The sequence below is a fragment of the Myroides sp. TSA_177.3 genome (assembly GCF_052691955.1).
This window is the reverse complement of sequence record NZ_JBQZGD010000049.1, coordinates 1-3,598: the sequence shown is the minus strand read 5'-3', so window position 1 is coordinate 3,598 and position 3,598 is coordinate 1. Positions and strand designations below refer to the sequence as shown.

Below are 3,598 nucleotides of genomic sequence, written 5' to 3'. Positions count from 1 at the left end.
CGCGCTGACGCAATGCTGGACGGGTGCTGTGCGGAGCGACTGGTTAGAGTAACAAGCGTTGAGTAACGGATGCGATCCTTCCTTTGTCGGGATGATATACTGGGTGTCATTGTAAGATCAACTGTTAGGATAAGGGAATCCAAAGAGTAATCGTTGTTCCTTTATTTAGTTTGGAAGTAATTGTTATCGTTGCGTTTACTTGTTCTGCACGCTCGCGCATATTGGAAAGCCCCATACCTTTCGTATCCGTTTTCTCGAAACCAACTCCATTATCTTGGATCGTAAGTTTTATTCTTTGTGCTTCTCTTGTAAAAGTGATATCACAATTAGCCGCTTTAGAATATTTATTGGTATTTTGAATGGCTTCGCGTAAGATATAGTATAAATTTACTTTTGTATTGGCTTCTAACAATTCAAAGTTGATGTCTGGGTCATACGTAACTGTAAACTGCGTATTCCATGCATTCACCTGAAAAGAAACCAAATCCGTGACCAATTGTTCAAATTGATTCTCATTAAATAAGGTATTGTCTAATAAAGCATGGGAGATATCTCGAGTATTATTTTCTAATTTTTCTAACTCATCAATCAAGATTGTTTTGGCTTCCTCATTCTGAGTTTCTAGGAGTTGCATGTGAAAGCGAATACCAAAAATAGTGTTGACCACCGCGTCATGTAGATTCTTAGCGATTCGATTGCGTTCCGATTTCTTAATATCCAAGGACATTAAATTGCGCTCAACAATTAGTTCGTTGATACTTTCATTTGCTTTTCGCTGTGCTTTAACGAGCAGAAGCTCTTTGTTTTTTATTTTCAATTGATAGCGAAAGATGGTAAAAATCAAGAGTAATAGTAAAACTGCTCCAAGAATAATGGTGATATAAATGCGATCCTTGAGTAAATCATTTTCTTTCTCAATGGTTTCTGTTTCATAAGCGATACGCGCAAAGGTATTTCTGGTTTGATTTTCTTGTGAGGTAAGTGCTTGTCGCAAGCGAATTAATTTTTTAACCTGTTCCTGCATGGGGTAGTTACTATGGGTTAATAAAAACTCCAAGGTTTGAACTTGTTGAGGCAGTACGTGGTGTGTTGTCGCATTGTTGTAGGCTACTTCAGCCCAGTAAATTGCTTCTTTGCGGTTTTTTTCTAGTAGGTAAAGATTAGCCAGATTCATTGCGGTATAATGCATGCGGAAAGCATTGCCTAGAATGGAATCATCACTGAAGCTTTTGCGTACTTCTTGAATATAATCGCTATTTTGGGTTAATCGATAATTACATTGTGCCAAGGTATTTCTCAAGAAAGAGACCAGCATAATAGGGGTGTCCTTTTCTAAATATTTTTGACCTTCTAGTACATATGATCGGGCTTCCTCAAATTTATTTTGATTGTAACAGGCTTCCGCTAAGTTTCCATAGGCATTGCCAATAGCCATTTTGGCTCGCTTGGCATCGAGTACTTTATATTTCGCAATATCAAGCAAAATTTGCTTCACGGCAATTTTAAAGTAGTTCTCTGCTTCTTTATTGTTGTTGCGTTCCATTAAGCACAGTCCCATCAGTTGATTCGCTTCAAAATTAACGGGGTTATGAGGGTATGCATTGAGTAAAGAAAGCGCTTGAGAAACTTTGGACTCACTTTCCATATGCAGTCCCATTTCAAACAATAAACGAGCTTGGTAGAACTTAGTTTCTCCTATTTTGACAGAATCGTGTAATTCTCTATAAACATTGGCTGTTTTGATATAGTAATAGAAGGTACTGTCCAACTGATAGCTGTCGTGATAGTACATCCCCATATTGTTATAGGTGCTAGCTAAATGAGGTAAATCGTTTTTCCTCAAGGCATAGGAGACACTTTTATTTGCCAGTTTTTGAAAGTTAACAGAATCTAACGTCCAACGAAGTAAACGCAATGTGCTATCAATAACACTTCGGTTATAGGCATTATTGGATAAGCTTAATGCATGAGTGACGGAACTAGAGAGTTCTTTGGCGAGACTATCCTTATAGGTATTGTCATATTGTACCGCATACAATTGATCAATATCTGTTGCTGTGGTAAACTGCTTCTTGGTACAATGCGTCAGGCTGAAAACAGCCAATAACACAAGGAAGTATACAAGCACTTGGTCTCTCATAGGGAATGAATAGAGTACGTAAAGTTAAGAAAGTTTTTGGTATATTATCTGAATCATTTTAACAAAAAGGGGAGTTTGTATGTTTTTGTAGTAACAGAATGGTTAAAAGGAAGCCTGGTGTTAGGGGAATTAAAAAAGCGTGAAGTCATAGGAAAACCATGGAAATAGTCTAATTTTGCACCAAAGATCAAGATAATGAAAGACGCTAAAAAAGTACAAAAGAAATTACATGAACGCAATAAACACCAAAATGGATATGATTTTAATCAATTGAAATTGGTGGTTCCTGAATTAGAAGCTTTTGTTATAAAGAATCCATCAGGAAGGGATACGATTGATTTTGCTCTTCCTGAAGCTGTTGTACTGCTCAATAAAGCAATCTTGATGCACGACTATAAGATAACGTTTTGGGAAATGCCTAAGACGAATCTTTGTCCACCAATCCCAGGACGTGCAGACTACATTCACTATATCGCAGATTTAATGGCGGAAGACAACGGAGGGAAGGTTCCTACCGGTGGAGGAGTGAAGGTGTTGGATTTGGGTATTGGTGCCAATGTGATTTATCCCATTATCGGTGTGGCCGAATATGGTTGGGAATTTGTCGGTTCTGAAGTCGATGTAGTATCGATTCAAACAGCAAGTCACATTGTGGATAATAATCCGCATTTAAAAAATAAAGTGACCATTCGCCAGCAAAAGAGCAAGCGAAATATCTTGAAAAACATCATCGGAGAAAAAGAATACTTCGATGTCGTTATTTGCAATCCACCTTTCTTTTCATCTAGAGCAGAAGTATTAGCTAAAACAACCCAAAAGCTTAGAAATTTAGGTAAAGAAGTAATCGGAAAACCCGTACAGAATTTCAGCGGTCAGAATAATGAATTGTGGTGTGAAGGCGGAGAAAAAGCATTCATTACAAACTATATTTACGAGAGTAAACACTTCAAAAGACAAGCGGTTTGGTTTACGACTCTAGTTTCAAATAAAGACAATCTAAAACCACTACAGGCATTACTGAAACGCTCTGAGGTGGCTGAAGTACGCGTTATCCACATGGAACAAGGCAATAAAATTAGCCGCATATTGGCGTGGAAATATTAAGAGGAGATGAGAAGGTGAAATCGGAACGAAGTGAAAATCGGAACGAAGTGTAGATTCATCGAACACCAAAGCCAATAAGAAATAGGTGAGATATATTCATCGAACACCAAAACAAAATAACAACTTGGTGAGATAGAGGGTGAGATTGGTGAGGTTTGCTCTTTGTGAGGTTTGGGAGTTTGTAGGTCTATCGATTAAAGAGGATTTGCAAAAAAACAAAAAGGCAAAAAAACAATACGCTAAGATAGAGGGTGAGGCGATGAGACAGAGTACTTTCTTTAATCGATAAATCCTGCGATTTCACAAAGTACAAACCTCACAAAGCACAAACTCCACAGTATTGTGTCAGCGCGA

Annotated in this window: 2 protein-coding genes; one reads left to right on the top strand and one right to left on the bottom strand. The window is 37.9% G+C overall.

The features are described 5' to 3' along the window. Positions 1 to 124: 124 nt before the first annotated feature. Complete coding sequence (locus ACUTSE_RS18060; protein ID WP_445641259.1) at positions 125 to 2,140, bottom strand: ATP-binding protein; 2,016 nt, start codon at positions 2,138 to 2,140, stop codon at positions 125 to 127. A gap of 195 nt (positions 2,141 to 2,335) precedes the next feature. Between ACUTSE_RS18060 and rlmF the strand changes: the two genes are divergently transcribed. Continuing rightward, positions 2,336 to 3,244 carry a 23S rRNA (adenine(1618)-N(6))-methyltransferase RlmF gene (gene rlmF / locus ACUTSE_RS18055; RefSeq protein WP_445641258.1) on the top strand — a complete coding sequence of 303 codons (909 nt, stop codon included), beginning with the start codon at positions 2,336 to 2,338 and terminating at the stop codon, positions 3,242 to 3,244. The last annotated feature ends 354 nt before the right edge of the window (positions 3,245 to 3,598 follow it).

Bases quoted from the DNA above. Each gene is read 5' to 3' on its own strand.
- rlmF (WP_445641258.1), top strand. From the start codon at position 2,336: ATGAAAGACGCTAAAAAAGTACAAAAGAAATTACATGAACGCAATAAA.
- ACUTSE_RS18060 (WP_445641259.1), bottom strand. From the start codon at position 2,140: ATGAGAGACCAAGTGCTTGTATACTTCCTTGTGTTATTGGCTGTTTTC.